Source organism: Variovorax sp. UC122_21 (assembly GCF_044056785.1).
GTDB lineage: Bacteria > Pseudomonadota > Gammaproteobacteria > Burkholderiales > Burkholderiaceae_C > Variovorax.
In genome coordinates, this window is the sequence record NZ_CP172003.1 from 2128178 (window position 1) to 2142065 (window position 13888).

Annotated in this window: 8 protein-coding genes and 1 pseudogene; 2 read left to right on the forward strand and 7 right to left on the reverse strand. The window is 70.6% G+C overall.

The genetic code is table 11. The features are described from left to right. The first annotated feature begins 112 nt into the window (after window positions 1–112). Both ACHMXE_RS10855 and ACHMXE_RS10860 read left to right on the forward strand, forming a co-directional pair. Window positions 113–982 carry an ABC transporter permease gene (locus tag ACHMXE_RS10855; RefSeq protein WP_395345972.1) on the forward strand — a complete coding sequence of 290 codons (870 nt, stop codon included), beginning with the start codon at window positions 113–115 and terminating at the stop codon, window positions 980–982. Window position 983: 1 nt separating this feature from the next. Continuing rightward, window positions 984–2696: an ATP-binding cassette domain-containing protein gene (locus ACHMXE_RS10860; protein WP_395345973.1), complete on the forward strand. Its 1713-nt coding sequence runs from the start codon at window positions 984–986 to the stop codon at window positions 2694–2696. Window positions 2697–2857: 161 nt separating this feature from the next. Here the strand turns inward: ACHMXE_RS10860 and ACHMXE_RS10865 are convergent. From ACHMXE_RS10865 to ACHMXE_RS10895, 7 genes and pseudogenes are all read right to left on the reverse strand, one after another. Then, window positions 2858–3990: pseudogene (locus ACHMXE_RS10865) on the reverse strand (IS481 family transposase). A 632-nt stretch (window positions 3991–4622) separates the two neighbouring features. Further along, on the reverse strand, window positions 4623–6230 hold the full coding sequence (locus ACHMXE_RS10870; protein ID WP_395345974.1) for an ABC transporter substrate-binding protein: 1608 nt from the start codon (window positions 6228–6230) through the stop codon (window positions 4623–4625). A 40-nt stretch (window positions 6231–6270) separates the two neighbouring features. After that, window positions 6271–7989 carry a hydantoinase B/oxoprolinase family protein gene (locus ACHMXE_RS10875; protein ID WP_203207500.1) on the reverse strand — a complete coding sequence of 573 codons (1719 nt, stop codon included), beginning with the start codon at window positions 7987–7989 and terminating at the stop codon, window positions 6271–6273. Continuing rightward, complete coding sequence (locus tag ACHMXE_RS10880) at window positions 7986–9725, reverse strand: hydantoinase B/oxoprolinase family protein (RefSeq protein WP_395345975.1); 1740 nt, start codon at window positions 9723–9725, stop codon at window positions 7986–7988. The genes ACHMXE_RS10875 and ACHMXE_RS10880 overlap by 4 nt, the downstream gene beginning before the upstream one ends. Next, complete coding sequence (locus ACHMXE_RS10885; protein ID WP_395345976.1) at window positions 9722–11881, reverse strand: hydantoinase/oxoprolinase family protein; 2160 nt, start codon at window positions 11879–11881, stop codon at window positions 9722–9724. The genes ACHMXE_RS10880 and ACHMXE_RS10885 overlap by 4 nt, the downstream gene beginning before the upstream one ends. 38 nt (window positions 11882–11919) lie before the next feature. Beyond that, on the reverse strand, window positions 11920–13188 hold the full coding sequence (metC, locus tag ACHMXE_RS10890; protein ID WP_395345977.1) for a cystathionine beta-lyase: 1269 nt from the start codon (window positions 13186–13188) through the stop codon (window positions 11920–11922). 61 nt (window positions 13189–13249) lie between these two features. After that, window positions 13250–13885: a cysteine dioxygenase gene (locus tag ACHMXE_RS10895; protein WP_395345978.1), complete on the reverse strand. Its 636-nt coding sequence runs from the start codon at window positions 13883–13885 to the stop codon at window positions 13250–13252. Window positions 13886–13888 lie beyond the last annotated feature (3 nt).

The window sequence follows — 13888 nt, forward strand, 5'->3', positions numbered from 1 at the left end:
CCGATGTCCACTCCCTTCCTGCTCGACTCCAACCTCGCGCAAGCGCCCGCGCCGGCAACGGCGCCCCGCCGCGCGGAACCGCCCGCGCCGCCGACGCCGGCCGCTTCCGTCGTTGTCGCCGCCGTCGACGCCCGCCCGGTCTCGGCGCGCCCGCGCCGCGCTGCGCGCCTTCGTGCGCAACCCCTCCGCCGTGGCGGGCGTGGTGCTGCTGCTGGCCATGCTGGTGCTGGCCCTGCTCGCGCCGTTGCTCTATCCGGGCGATCCGCTCGACATGGTCGCGCAGCCGCTGCTGTGGCCCGGCCAGGACGCGGCCTATCCGCTGGGCAGCGATTCGCTCGGGCGCGACGTCGCCGCCGGCATTGCGCACGGTGCGCGCATCTCGCTCGCGGTGGGCGTGGTCGCGGCCGTGCTGAGCCTCGCGATCGGCATCCTCGTGGGCGCCACCGCGGGCTACTTCGGCGGCCGCATCGACGACGTGCTGGTGCGCATCACCGAGCTGTTCCAGACCATGCCCTCGTTCCTGTTCGTGATCGTGGTGGTGGCGATCGGCCAGCCCTCGGTGCCGGTGATCGTGTTCGCGATCGGCCTGGCCTCCTGGCCCGTGATCGCGCGGCTGGTGCGCGCCGAGTTCCGCGCGCTGCGCGAGACCGAGTTCGTGCTCGCCGCGCGCAGCCAGGGCTTCGGTCATGCGCGCATCATCTTCCAGGAGATGCTGCCGAACGCGCTGCCGCCGGTCATCGTCACCACCTCGGTGCTGGTGGCCAGCGCGATCCTGATCGAGTCGGCGCTGTCCTTCCTCGGCATGGGCGACCCCAATGCGGTGTCGTGGGGCAGCATGATCGGCCAGGGCCGCGAGTTGTTGCGCACCGCCTGGTACCTCACGGCGCTGCCGGGGGCGGCCATCGTCTTCACCGTGCTGGCGCTCAACCTCGTGGGCGACGGCCTCAACGATGCCTTCAACCCGCGTTTGAGGGGCCGTTGAGATGACGCTCGAACAAGTGACGATCGCGCCGCCGCTGCTGGACGTGCGCGGCCTCGATGTCTTCTTCCACGGCTCGAACGGCCCGATCCAGGCCGTGCGCGGGCTGGACCTGACCTTGCAGCGCGGCGAGACGCTGGCGCTGGTCGGCGAATCGGGCTGCGGCAAGTCGACCACCGCGCTGGCGCTGCTGCGCCTGCTCGCGCCCGGCACCGCGCTGCGCGGCAGCATCCATTTCGACGGGCGCGACATCCTGCGCGCTGTCGCCGGCCGCGCTGCGCGAGGTGCGCGGGCGCGAGATCGCGATGATCTTCCAGGAGCCGATGACCTCGCTGAACCCGGTGCACACCATCGGCGCGCAGATCAGGAGACGCTGCGCCGCCACGAGAAGCTCTCGGCCGCCGCGGCGCGCCGGCGTGCCATCGAGCTGCTCGACCTGGTGCGCATTCCCGAACCGCAGCGGCGCATCGACGACCATCCGCACAACCTCTCGGGCGGCCAGCGCCAGCGCGTGATGATCGCGATGGCCGTGGCCTGCAAGCCGCGCCTGCTGGTGGCCGACGAGCCCACCACCGCGCTCGACGTGACCATCCAGGCGCAGATCCTCGAACTGCTCGACGGCCTGCGCCGCGAGCTCGACATGGCGCTGCTGCTGATCACCCACGACCTGGGCCTGGTGGCCCAATGGGCCGATCGCGTGGCCGTGATGTATGGCGGCGAGAAGGTCGAGGAGGCGCCGACCTCGAAGCTCTTCGCCGCTCCTTCGCATGCCTACACCCGCGGCCTGCTCGGCGCCTCGCTGCATGCCGGCAGCGCGCTGCACTACGCCGATGCGCGCCTGCCCGAGATCCAGACCCGGCTCGATCCCGCGACCGGCGTGCGCGACTTCGCGCTGCATGTGCCGCAGCCGAACACGAAGGTGCGTGCCTTGCCCGTGCGCGCCGCGGCGGGCGAGCCGCTGCTGTCGGTGCAGGACCTGCGCACCGACTACCCGACGCGTGGCGGCGGCGTGCTGCATGCCGTCGACGGTGTGTCCTTCGACATCCGCGCGGGCGAGACCGTGGGCCTGGTCGGCGAATCGGGCTGCGGCAAGTCCACGCTCTCGCGCACGCTGTTGCGGCTGGTGGACCCGGCGGGCGGGCGCATCGTGTTCGACGGCACCGACATCGCTTCGCTGTCCGAGAAAGCACTCAAGCCCTGGCGGCGGCGCGTGCAGATGGTGTTCCAGGATCCCTATGCGTCGCTGAACCCGCGGCGCAGCGTGTTCGACATCCTCGAGTCGGTGCTCAAGGTGCACGGCGTGGACGACCGCGCCGAGCGGCGCAACCGCATCGCCGCCATCCTCGAGCGCGTGGGCCTGCCGGCCGACGCGGCACGGCGCTTTCCCAACGAGTTCTCGGGCGGGCAGCGCCAGGCGCATCGGCATCGCGCGAGCGCTCGTGCTGCGGCCGTCGCTGGTGGTGCTCGACGAGCCGGTGTCGGCGCTCGACGTGTCGGTGCAGGCGCAGATCCTGAACCTGCTGGTGGAGCTGAAGGAGGACTTCGGGCTGTCCTACCTGTTCATCTCGCACGATCTGTCGGTGGTGCGGTACATCGCGGATCGGGTGATGGTGATGAACAAGGGGAAGATCGTGGAGACGGGGGGGTATCAGGATATTTGGGATCGGCCGCAGCATGCGTATACGCGGAGCTTGATTGCTGCTGTGCCTGGGGCTGAGCAGAGGAAGGCTGCTTAGTTTCTTGGGTGTTTTGTCTTTCTTGAGGGCGTAGGCCGGGTCCCGCCCCGGCGGGCGGCTCACTTTCTTTGTCTCGCTGTATGGACCGGAGACATGGGTGACACATGTGCGAGGACATGGTGGACACATTCTGCATGGTGGTTCAGGCCTCGCGCAGGTCGATCTCGCGCAGCTTGTGGTGCACGAAGTAGACGTCATAGCAGCCCTGTCTGCCGGGCTGCTCGCGCAGCGCGATCTCGTGGTCCTTGAGTGCTGCAGACACCTTGAAGCGCTTGCTCTTGAAGCGCACCTCCCCCCAGCCAGCCGACCTTCACCACCGTGTCGTTCGGGCCGTACTCGAGCGGCGGCAGCGTTCTCGGATAGGCCCTCTCGCTAGCGCGATACCGGCTCGCCGGGGTGTTCATGCCCAGCGCCTGGTGCGGGCGCTCATGGTTGTAGACATGCCTCCAGCGATCGAACTGCTGCTGCGCCTGCGCCAGATCCTGGAAGCTGCGCCCGGCCAGCAACTCCGCCTTCAGGCTGCGATGGAAGCGCTCGTCCTTGCCATTGGTCTGCGGGTGATAGGGGCTGCTGAAGCTCACCCGCACGCCCAGGCGGATCAGCCACAGCGCGAGTTCGCTGAGTTGGCCCGGCTCGCGCGGACTGCCCCCAGGGCGCGCCGTTGTCCGCATTGATTCGCACCGGCAAGCCGTAGCGGGAGAAGACATCCTGCAGTTGCTCCTTCACGCTGGCCGTTTGCTGACGGGCACAGGCGCGCAGGGCCAGGTTGTAGCGGGAATGGTCGTCCAGCAGCGTCAGCGGGTGGCAGCGCCCTGCTGCGGTGGACACGTAGCCCTTGAAGTCGATCTGCCAAAGGCTGTTGGGCGCCTCGTGCTCGAAGCGCTGCCAAGCGGTGGCCGCACTGCTGGCCTGGGCGCTGATGAGGCCGTGGCGCTTGAGGATGGAGTTGACGGTGCTCGGAGCCACGCAACCCTGTCCGAGGTCACTCAGTCGCCGTGCGAGCTTGCGTGCGCCCCAGGCGGGGTGCTGCTGGCGCAGCGAGACGATGGATTGTTGAAGCTCGGGCGAGGTCTCGCCAGGACTGTGGTGCGGGCGTCGACTGGCATCGCCCAGGCCGGCGGCACCCAACGTGGCGCTGCGTGCGAGCCATTTGTAGCCGGTCTGCGGGCTGATGCCGAAGCGCCGACACAGCTCGCGCCGGTTGGCACCTTCCTGGCGTGCCAGGGCAACGAACTCTTCTCTCAGGCTCATGGTGTCTCGGGTGCTCCAGGGCATGGTCGTCTTCCGATCGGGCGATATACCCAATGGTGTCCACCATGTCCTCGCACACCTGTCCACCATGTGCCCGGTCCATACATCTCGCCAAAGAAAGTAAGCAAAGAAAGGCGACCCCACTGTCTGCGACCCTCCGCTTCGCTACGGGCAACCTGCGGTGCTCGCGTTTCGCGGGGTCTCGCAGAACTCGCTTCGCTCAAACAGCTGCGAGCCCTGATCCGCGAAACGCTGCGCTCCTCGGCGCAGCCAGAGGGGAGTGGTTCGGGCCATCGCTGCGCTCGGCCGCGCATACCCAACGGGCCTTCGCGTTGCTCGGCCTCAGTGAAAGATCCAGGGCCTGAACATTCGCTACACACCACACAAGGACGCGCCACGGCGCGTTGACCCTAGTCCCCTCTGGCTGTGCCGAGGAGCGCAGGAGAAAGCGGGATAAGGGCCGCAGCTGTCTGAGCGCAACGCAGTGGAGCGAGTTCTGCGGACCCCGCTTCTCCGAGCACCGCAGGTTGCCCGTAGCGAAGCGGAGGGACACAGACAGCGGGGTCGCCTTCTCTTTGGTTACTTTCTCTTGGCGAGACAAGAGAAAGTGACTCGCCCGCCGGGGCGAGACCCGGCCAACAGCCTAAAAAAAAGAACTATTTCTTAGCCTCGTCAACGTAGACATCAGCCAAATTCGACTCCACCCTATCCGCAGTCAACGAATGGTCATGCACCCGCTGATTCGCAATGGTGATGAACACAGGCTGATAGAGATTCAAATCCGGCACATCCCGCGCCACCGTATCCTGAAACTCCCTGAACAGCTTCAACCGCCGCGCAGGATCGTTCTCCACCGCCGCATCCTCGAGCAGCTTGTCCACCACCGGACTCTGATAGTGCGTGCCATTCGAGAACGGCACGCCCTTGATGAAGTTCTTCGACCAGTACAACCGCTGCACCCCCACGGTCGGATCGAACAAATTGCTCGCCCCGTTGTGCGTGAACGCGAAATCTCGGTCCGTGTAGATGCGCTTGATGAAGGCGCTCGGGTCCTGCGCCCGCACCGTCACCGCGATGCCGATGCGCGCCAGGGTCGAGCGCAGGTAGTCGGCCAGGCGCGGACCGTCGGCGCCGATCGGGTTGAAGTCCAGCGGCACGCTGAAGCGCACGCCGCCGGCCTTGCGCGGATAACCGGCCTCGTCCAGTAGGGCGTTGGCCTTCTTGAGGTCGAAGGCATAGGGCGAGGGCGCGGGATCGTGGAAGGCCTTGAGGCCGGGCGCGATCGGCGAATAGCTGACCTGGCCGTAGCCGTAGTTCACCACCTTCACGATCACGCCGCGGTCGACGGCATGGGCCACGGCCTGGCGCACCTTCTCGTTCTTGAAGTACTCGTTGTCGAGGTTGAACTCGAGCCGGGTCACGTTCGACGAGTAGCTGTTGCCCTTCGTCTCGAAGCGCAGCGCGGGCACCTTCTTGAGCCGCTCGAGATCCGCGAGCGGCACCGGCGTGCGATAGCCGAGGTCGACGGTGCCGGTCTCGAAGGCCACGGCGGCTGCCGCCGGGTCGGTCACGAAACGCACGATCAGCTGGTCGATGAAGGGCTTGGGCTTGTCCCAGTACTCGGGATTGCGCTCGTACACGATGTGGCTGCCACGCACCCACTCCTTGAACCTGAACGGGCCGGTGCCGATCGGCGCGTTGTTGTTCGGATTGTTCGCGGGGTCGGTGCCCTCGTAGACATGCTTGGGCACGATCGGCGTCTCGGTCGCGACCAGCGCGCGGATCAGGTAGGGCGCGGGCTTCGACAGCCGCAGGATCGCGGTGTACTTGTCGGGCGTGTCGATGGCCGTGAGGTTGGCAAAAGTGTTGCGGCCGCGCGGATGGATCTTCTTCAGCAGCTCGATCGAGTAGGCGACGTCGGCCGAGGTGAAGTCCTTGCCGTCGTGCCACTTCACGCCCTGGCGCAGCGTGAAGGTGTAGGTCAGGCCGTCGGGGCTGATGACCCACTTGGTCGCCAGCTGCGGCTGCGGATTGACGTCGTAGTCGTACTTGAGCAGGCCCTCGGTGACCTTGGCGCTGACGCTGAGGATCGGCGTGGCGACATTGCCGATGGTGACGAGCGCGGTCGGCTCGCTGGTCGACAGCAGGGTCAGGGTGCCGCTGTGGTTGGGCGGCGCGGCCTGCGTGGCGGCGGCGAGGCCGGCGGCGAGCAGCAGCGCGACGGTGGCGCGGCGGAGGTGCGGGGGGCGGAGCAGGGAAGACATGGTGGGAGGAGCGAGAACGGAAAGAAGAAGAGGAAAGAAATCAGGCAACGGCGGCATCGGTCGCGGGAACCGGCGCGGCCGTCACCAGCCCTTCGCGCAGGTCGCGCGCGATGGCGGCTTCGGCACGCTGTGCGGCATCGCCGAGGCCACCGCCGCCGGGCGTCTCGACCACCAGCTTGTCGCCGGCCGGAATGAGCTGGCGCCCCTTGGCGCGCAGCGCCCGGCCCGAGGCCAGCCGCAGCCGGCCCGGCGCGCCGTCGCTGCCGCCGAGCGCGCCGCGCGCCGGATGATCGACACGGTCGAAGGCGGCGGCGATCAGGAAGGCCGCGTCGGGCTGTGCATGGCGCACCTCGATCACCTGGCCCAGGCCGCCGCGCACCGTGCCGGCACCGCCCGAGTCGACGCGGAACTCCTTGCGCTCGAACAGCAGCGGCGCCTGGGTCTCGAGGATCTCGAGCGAGACGTTGCGCACGCCGCTCGGGTAGGCGGTGACCGAGAGGCCGTCCTTGCCGGGCCGCGCGCCGGTGCCGCCGGTGCTGAAGCTGATCACGTTGAAGCGCGGGCCGCGGCGCACCGCCTCGGCATCGGCCGGCGCGGTGCCGGCCAGCACCTCGCCGCCCACGAGCTGCAGGTTCCACAGCGACGACGAGCCCTCGGCCGGCACGCGGTCGGGCCGGGCCTGGCGCAGCGCGCCGAAGACGGCGTCGGGCAGCAGCTGGCCGATGACGTGGCGCGCGGTCACGGCCGCGGGATGCAGCGCATGCAGGATGCAGCCCTCGGGCGCGGCGACGCGGATCGGCGCGAGCGAGCCCGCGTTGTTGGGCACGTCGGCGCCCACCAGGCAGCGGATGCCGAAGGAGGTGTAGGCGTCGGTGTAGGCCTTGGGCACGTTGATGCCGCGCGCCACCGTGCCCGAGGTGCCGGCGAAGTCCACGTCGATGCCGTCGTCGCCGATGGTCACGGCCACCTGCAGCGTGATCGGCGCGTCGTAGCCGTCGGCCACCAGCGTGTGGTGCCAGGTGCCGCGCGGCCATTCGGCCAGCGCCTCGCGCATGGCCTGCGCCGAGCGCGCGATGACGAAGTCGCCGAGCGCCTCGAGGTCGGCCAGGCCGAACTCGCGCAGCAGGGTGCGCAGCCGCCGGCCGCCGACCTCGTTGCAGGCCACCAGCGCGAACAGGTCGCCCTCGACCTGCTCGGGATCGCGCACGTTGGCGCGGATGATGGCGTGCACCGCCGGGTCGACCGTGCCGCGGCGCACGAAGCGCAGGATCGGCAGGAACAGGCCCTCGTGATAGATCTCCAGCCCGTCGGGACTCGAGCCGATGCCGCCGATGTCTACCACGTGCAGCGTGGAGGCGAACAGCGCGACCGCGCGTCGCGCCTCGCCCTCGCCATGGAACACCGGCGTGACCATGGTCATGTCGAACAGGTGGCCGGTGCCCTTCCACGGGTCGTTGGTGAGGAACACGTCGCCGTCTTCCATGGTCTCGATCGGAAAGCGGCGCAGGAAGTGCTTGACCGACTCGGCCATCGAGTTGACGTGGCCCGGCGTGCCGGTCACGGCCTGCGCGATCATGCGGCCGTCGGGCAGGAACACGCCGGCCGACAGGTCGCCGGCTTCGCGCGTGGAGGTGCCGAAGGCGGTGCGGATCAGCGTCTGGGCCTGCTCCTCGACCACCGAGAGCAGGCGGTTCCAGGCGAGCTGGTGGCGGATCAGTTGGCGGCCGGCGGGGGCCGCGGGCTTGGGTGTGGAACTCATGCGTGGTGGTCCGAAAGTTCGGGGGCGAAGGAAGACGAAGAAGAAGGAAGGGAAGCCGCGGCTGCATGGCTGATCAGCCCGGCTTCGAGGTCGCGCGCGATCAGCGCCGGATCGCGCTCCGAGGGATCGCCGAGGCCGGCACCGCCGGGCGTCTCGACCACCAGCACCTCGCCGGCCGGCACGAGCTGGCGCCCCTTGCCGCGCAAGGTCGTGCCCGCATGCTTGAGCCGCGCGGTGCCCGGCGCGCCGTCGCCGCCGCCGAGCGCGCCGCGCGCCGGAAAGCGCACGCGGTCCCAGGTGGCCGACAGCACCATCGGGTCGCCATCGGCGTTCTCGACCTCGATCACCTGGCCCAGCCCACCGCGCGAGCTGCCCGCGCCGCCCGAATCGGGCCGGTATTCCTTGCGCCGGAACAGCAGCGGCGCCTGGGTCTCGAGGATCTCGAGCGAGACGTTGCGCACGCCGCTCGGGTAGGCGGTGGCCGAGAGGCCGTCCTTGCCGGGCCTTGCGCCGGTGCCGCCGGTGCTGAAGCTCACGATGTTGAAGCGGCGCGCGCGCCGCAGCGCGTTGTTGGGCCCGCCCTCGATCGGCTGGCCGCCGTACAGGCGGATGTTCCACAGCGACGAGGCGCCCTCGGCCGGCACCCGGTCGGGCCGGGCCTGGCGCAGCGCGCCGAACACCAGGTCGGGCAGCATCTGGCCGATGGCCGCGCGCGTGGCAACGGCCGCCGGCGGCAGCGCATGGACGATCGAGCCCTCGGGCGCGACCACGCGGATCGGTGCCAGCGAGCCCGAGTTGTTCGGCACGTCCGCGCCGATCAGGCAGCGGATGCCGAAGGAGGTGTAGGCGTCGGTGTAGGCCTTGGGCACGTTGATGCCGCGCGCCACCGTGCCCGAGGTGCCCGCGAAGTCGACCAGGATGCCGTCGTCGGAGATCGTGACCGCCGCATGCAGCTCGACCGGCGTGTCGTAGCCGTCCACGGTCATGTGGTTGCGCCAGGTGCCGCGCGGCCAGTCGGCCAGCGCGGCGCGCATGGCCTGGGCCGAGCGCTCGATCACGTAGTCGCCCTGCGCCCGCAGGTCGTCCAGGCCGAACTCGCGCAGCAGCCGCTGCAGTCGCGTCGCGCCCACCGCGTTGCAGGCCACCAGCGCATGCAGGTCGCCCTCGACCTGCTCGGGCTCGCGCACGTTGGCGCGCACGATGGCCAGCACCGACTCGTCGAGCACGCCGTCGCTCGCGAAGCGCAGCGGCGGCAGGAACAGGCCCTCGTGGTAGATCTCGAGCGCATCGGGGCCGGCATTCACGCCGCCGATGTCGACCACGTGCACGGTCGAGGCGAACAGCGCCACCAGCCGGCCGCCGTGGAACACCGGCGTGACCATCACCACGTCGAACAGGTGGCCCGTGCCCTTCCACGGATCGTTGGTGACGAACACGTCGCCGTCGCGCATGGTGGGGGCCGGAAAGGCGCGCAGGAAATGCAGCACCGAGTCGGCCATCGAGTTGACGTGGCCCGGCGTGCCGGTCACGGCCTGCGCCACCATGCGGCCGTCGGGCAGGAACACGCCGGCCGACAGGTCGCCGGCCTCGCGCGTCGGCGTGCCGAAGGCGGTGCGGATCAGCGCCTGCGCCTGCTCCTCGACCACGGCGAGCAGGCGGCTCCACACGAGCTGCTGGCGCAGCGCCTGGCGCCCATTGGCGGTGCTGGCGGTGTTGGCCGCGCTGGCAGCACTCATGCCGCCACCGCCGCCGCGTGCGCTTCCTCCTCGTGCCGCACGGCGGTGGTGTCGTCGAGCACCAGCGCGCCGAGCCGGCTCACGCGTGCCTCGAAGCCCGCGATCAGCTGCGTGGTGGTCTCGTCCTCGACGACCAGCGCCGGGCCCTCGACCCACAGGCCGGGCCGCAGCGCGGCGCGCTCGTACACCGGCACCGCCTGCCAGCGGCCGGTCTCGGCGTCGTAGAGCTCGCGCGTGGCCGAAGCCGTGGCGCGGCCCTCGTCGGCCAAGAGCCCGTCGGCCTCGGGCGCGGCACGGCCGCCGGCTTCCACCGCGACCGACCAGCTCACGGCCTCGGCCGCGATGTGCGGCAGGCTGCGGCCGTAGAGCGCGGCATAGCGCGCCTCGAAGCGCTGGTGCAGCGCGGCGCTGGCGGCCGCGTCGAACGCGCCCTCGGGCAGCTCGACCGGAATCTCGTGGCCCTGGCCCGCGTAGCGCATGAACACCACGCGCTGGCGCACCAGCGGCGCGCCGGGCGCGGCGCGCAGCACCACGTCGTCGGCGGTGGCGGTGAGCTCGTCGAGCAGCCGGCCCACGGCCGCATGGTCGATGCGGTCGAGCCGCTGGTGCAGGCTGCGCACCGTCTGGTAGGCCACCGGCGCCCAGAGGAAGCCCAGCGCCGAGCCCACGCCGGCCGAGTTCGGGATCACCAGCCGCGCGATGCCGAGCTTGCGCGCCAGCAGTGCTGCATGCAGCGGCGCCGCGCCGCCGAAGGCGATCAGCGTGCTCTCCTCGGCCACCTTGCCGAGTTCCGAGGCATGCACGCGCGCCGCGTTGGCCATGTTCTCGGTCACGATCTCGACCACCGCCTGCGCGGCCGCCTCGACCTCGAGCCCGGTCTGCGCCGCCACGCCCTGCAGCAGCGCGGCGCGCGCGCGCTGCGGATCGAGCCGCACCTTGCCGACCGCGAAGCGCGCCGGGTCGATCGCGCCGAGCGCGGCATGCGCGTCGGTCACGGTCGGCTGCTCGCCGCCCAGGCCGTAGGCGGCCGGGCCGGGCGAGGAGCCCGCGCTGTCGGGGCCGACCTGCACCACGCCCAGGTGGTTGACGCGCGCGATCGAGCCGCCCCCCGCGCCGATCTCCACCATCTCGATCACCGGGATGCGGATCGGCAGGCCCGAGCCCTTGAGGTGCCGGTGCACGCGGCCGAATTCGAAGCTGCGGCTCAGCTGCGGCTGGTAGTCGTCGATGAAGCAGATCTTGGCCGTGGTGCCGCCCATGTCGAACGAGAGCGCGCGCGTGGCGCCGATCTGCTCGGCCACCTGGCGCGCGAGCACCGCGCCGCCCGCGGGGCCGGACTCGACCAGCCGCACCGGCTCGTCGATGCCGGCCTGCAGCGTGGTGATGGCGCCGCCCGAGGTCATGAGGAAGGGCTCGGCCTTCAGGCCGCGTTCGCGCGCGCCTTCCTGCAGCCGGCGCAGGTAGCCGGCCACCTGCGGCTGCACGTAGGCATTGGCGCTGACGGTCGAGAGCCGCTCGTACTCGCGGATCTCGGGGCAGACGTCGGAGGCCAGCGACACCCACAGCTGCGGCGCATGCTCGCGCAGCAGTTCGCGCACGCGGCGCTCATGGACGGGGTTCGCATAGCCGTGCAGGAAGCACACGGCCACGCTCTCGATGCCGTCGGCCACGAGCTGGCGCGCGAGCACGGCCACCTGGGCCTCGTCGAGCGGCGTGACCACGCGGCCGGCCGCGTCGGTGCGCTCGACCACGCCGTGGCGCCAGTGGCGCGGCACCAGCGGCGCCGGCTTGTCGAGGAACACGTCGTACTGCGCGAAGCGGTCCTCCAGCCCGATCTCGACCAGGTCGCGGAAGCCGTGCGTGGTCAGCAGTGCGGTGGGTGCGCCCTTGCGCTCGATCAGCGCATTGGTGGCCAGCGTGGTGCCGAGGATCAGCAGGTCGACGTCGGCCCAGGCCGCGCCGGCCTGCTGCAGCACTTCCGCCACGCCGTCGAACACGGCCTGTTCGGGCGCGGCCGGCGTGGTGAGCACTTTCACGGTGTGCTTGCGCTCGCCGCGCAGCAGCACGATGTCGGTGAAGGTGCCGCCGACGTCGACCGCCACGCGCACGCGGGGGTCGATGACGGGGACGGTGGAAGAGGAAGAGTGCGAGGACATGGGGACGGTACGGGAAAAACGGGAGAGGAAGGAAAGGCTCAGAGCAGGTGCGCGCCTGCGCTCAATTCACGGAACGGCGCCGCGGCGGGTGCCGGCGCGGGTGCGGGAGCGGTTGCTGTCGGCGTCGCCTTCGCCAAGGCCCGCGCCAGATCGGCCAGCAGGTCGCCCGGGTCCTCGAGGCCGACATGCAGCCGCACCACCGGCGCGTTGCCCTGCCATTGGCGGTGCTCGCGCAGCCGCTCGGGCTGGGCCGCGAGCGCCAGGCTCTCGTAGCCGCCCCACGAGGCGCCGATGCCGAACAGCGTGAGCGCGTCGACAAAGGCATCGGCCTCGGCGGCGGTGGCATCGCGGAACGCGAAGGACACCAGGCCGCTCGCGCCGCTGAAGTCGCGCCGCCACAGCGCATGGCCCGGGTCCTCCGGCAGCGCCGGGTAATACACGCGGCCGACCTGCGGCTGCTGCTGCAGGAAGCGCGCGACCTCGGTGGCATTGCGCTGGTGCTGCGCCAGCCGCACCGGCAACGTGCGCAGGCCGCGCAGCGCCAGGTAGGCGTCGTCGGCACCGATGGTCAGGCCCAGCGCCTCGTGCGCGCTCAGCAGCTTCGCGGCCAGCGCGGGGCTGTCGACCACCACGATGCCCTGCATCAGGTCGGAATGGCCCGAGATGTACTTGGTGGCGGCCTGGATCGAGATGTTGGCGCCGAGCGCTAGCGGCTTGTAGAACCAGCCGCCGCTCCAGGTGTTGTCGGTGGCCACGGTCACGCCGCGCTCGCGCGCGATCTTGCTGAGCGCGGGCAGGTCGAGCACCTCGTAGAGCAGCGAGGTCGGCGACTCGAGGTACAGCAGCCGCGTGTTGGGCCGCAGCAGGCTCGCGAGGTCGTCGTGCGCGGGCGAGAAGTACTCGACCGTGATGTTCAGCCGCTTGAGCAGCGTGCTGTCGACGCGCCGCAGCGGCGCATACACGCCGTCGGCCACCAGCGCATGGTCGCCGGGCGACAGCAGCGCGAGCAGCACCAGCGTGATCGCCGACAGGCCCGAAGGCGTGAGGAAGGCGCGGTGCCCGCCCTCGAGCGCGGTCACCGCATCCTCGAGCGCGCGGTGCGTGTCGAGGCCATGGCGGCCGTAGGAGGCCACGCGCTCGCCCGCGGCGCGGCGGTGGTGATGATCGGCATGGGCGGCAGTGTTCTCGAAGCGCACGGTGCTCGTGCGCACCACGGGCACGTTGACCGGGCCCGAGCCGGCGCGCAGTTGCGGCGCGCCCGCATGCAGCAGCCGCGTCGCGTCGTGCAAGCCGTTGCCCGCGCTCATCGGAGTACCTTCGTGCTTCGCACTGCGGTGCGAGCTTGCTTGGGGCGGCCCGGCGCGGCGCTCATGCCACCGCCTTGCTCGGCTGCAGCTGCGTCGCGTTGTAGTTGACGATCGCGCCGGTCTCGAGGTTCACGCCGATGCGGCGCGACAGCGTCTCGAGCGGCTGGCCGTAGAGATGGAAATGCAGCGTCGGCCGATCGCCGATCACGTGGATGCTGTGCAGGTCCTCGGGCAGGAAGGCGATCGAGGTGCCGGGCTGCACCGTGACCTCGCGTTCGAGTTCGAGCCGCGCCTGCGCGGGATCGCTGCCGTCGTCGGTGCGGCGGTAGACGCGGTTCTCCTCCTGGCCCTCGACCGCCACGATGGTGGCCCAGGTCGTGTGGTTGTGCGGGATCGAGGTCTTGCCGGGGTTGATCGAGTTCAGGTAGAGCGCCACGTCGTCGTCGCCGTCCCCGGGGTTGAGCCGGTAGCGCGTGGAGGCGCCCACGCCCTCGCTCGCGGCCGGTGGCGGGAAGTCCTCGCGCGTGAACAGGGCGGCGTGGGCCGCGAGCTTCTCGAGCCGCGCCGTGATGCGCGCGAGCACCGCGCGGTCGAGTGGCTGGGCGGTGGCGATGGCGCGGATGTCGGCCAGGGCCTGGTCGACGGCGATGCGGCGCTGCGCCGCGATGGCGGTCGTGTCGTTCTGGGAAGTGGTCATGGG

Coding starts and splice junctions, on each gene's coding strand:
- ACHMXE_RS10895 (WP_395345978.1), bottom strand. CDS start 13,885: ATGACCACTTCCCAGAACGACACGACCGCCATCGCGGCGCAGCGCCGC.
- ACHMXE_RS10875 (WP_203207500.1), bottom strand. CDS start 7,989: ATGAGTTCCACACCCAAGCCCGCGGCCCCCGCCGGCCGCCAACTGATC.
- metC (WP_395345977.1), bottom strand. CDS start 13,188: ATGAGCGCGGGCAACGGCTTGCACGACGCGACGCGGCTGCTGCATGCG.
- ACHMXE_RS10880 (WP_395345975.1), bottom strand. CDS start 9,725: ATGAGTGCTGCCAGCGCGGCCAACACCGCCAGCACCGCCAATGGGCGC.
- ACHMXE_RS10870 (WP_395345974.1), bottom strand. CDS start 6,230: ATGTCTTCCCTGCTCCGCCCCCCGCACCTCCGCCGCGCCACCGTCGCG.
- ACHMXE_RS10860 (WP_395345973.1), top strand. CDS start 984: ATGACGCTCGAACAAGTGACGATCGCGCCGCCGCTGCTGGACGTGCGC.
- ACHMXE_RS10885 (WP_395345976.1), bottom strand. CDS start 11,881: ATGTCCTCGCACTCTTCCTCTTCCACCGTCCCCGTCATCGACCCCCGC.